General features: G+C 41.7%; 2 protein-coding genes. Both read left to right on the top strand.

The features are described from left to right. Positions 1-850, top strand: an 850-nt coding sequence (locus DPQ22_RS08180) for a S1 family peptidase (protein ID WP_150215023.1), incomplete at its 5' end; no start/stop codon positions are given. Positions 851-997: 147 nt separating this feature from the next. Then, a complete protein-coding gene (locus DPQ22_RS09460; protein WP_150215021.1) occupies positions 998-1,150 on the top strand; it encodes an antA/AntB antirepressor family protein in 153 nt (50 codons plus the stop codon). Positions 1,151-1,289: the final 139 nt, after the last annotated feature.

The raw sequence follows: 1,289 nt of genomic DNA, 5'->3' as shown, positions 1-1,289 counted from the left end.
TTGCCTGAGCGATACATTTAATACCTATATCGTTATCGCAGGCGATAAGCCTGAAAAAGGTGATAAGCTTTACGCCATAGGCTACCCTGAAGGAGTATCAGAACTACGCGGCTATCATTCCAAATACACAGAAGGCGTATTTAGTAGTGATGTAAGTGATGAGCTTTTTATGCAAACCGCACAAGTATATCATGGCTCAAGCGGTAGCGGGGTCTATAATAAGCATGGGTCTTTGGTTGGGATAAATACTTCCATAGATACAGAAATGACCGGTATGAATTATGCTATCAGCATAAAGGCAGTTAAAGACTTTCTAAAAAATGCCGGAGTAGCTTTTTCTGAAGCATGGTGGGGCAATACAGTAAAGCGAAATGAGAATAGCACCTTTATAGTATTTTGTTTTACTTCCGAAGCCCCTTCCGTGTCTAACGAGAAACAGCAAATCACGCCCGCTCCTCAACCTGAATCTTCTGCCAAAAAGGAAGAGGCGGAGTATATGGATATTTGGTGTGATATAAGAAATTATAAACGCGGGGTGAATGGTAGATGGACGCCGTTCAGTAAGGGGCGGACATATCGCCGGCATTATCGCTTTTCTAGCTACGATTTCTTTGTTATAAGTCCTTATACAGGGGCTTCGTATGCTTATAAAATAGACGATAGCAGCCCTTATAACAATAATGACGACAGCAAGGGCGTAATGATTTTTACGAGTAATGATGCAGGCTCTAAGCAATTCGCTTTTGATATGGCCGAGGGAAATGGCGTAAGCTTCATCACAGAATTTTCCGTAGAGAAAGATGGCACGGCGTTGCAACTTAACGGCCCATGTTCCGATAGTTTCAGATGATTTTTTACGGGCGCTATGCTCATAAACGGCGGCATTTGCAATATAAAGGCTGGAAGCGTGTATTGATGTATATACATCAATTTTTATTATATTATCATATATACTTTATCCCTCTTTATTTCTATTTAGTAGCTATTATCCTGGCCATTGCGTATCATTACCTTTATACTCCTGCGCCATGGGTGCATTAACAAAAGATGGCCCGACAAAAAATACGCCCTCACTTTGGACATGGCGAAAGAGCTGTGCATGGTGGAACGGATTCCGTTCCACCAAAAAAATACCCCTGCTGAAAATTGAGCACCCCTTCATTTATTTTCCTGTTTCTTACATACCATGACCGAATAAAGGCTGTATCCATTGCTGTTCGCTATCTGGAAGGAATTTATCATAACCGCCCAGCCTTCCTTCATCTTTTCGGCTATCTGGTTATTTATGG

Origin of the sequence: Candidatus Tokpelaia sp., assembly GCF_008636115.1 — a bacterium.
Taxonomy (GTDB): Bacteria; Pseudomonadota; Alphaproteobacteria; order Rhizobiales; family Rhizobiaceae; genus QLZD01.
Note: the sequence above shows the minus strand (reverse complement) of the source record. Positions and strands in the feature narration are given on the sequence as shown.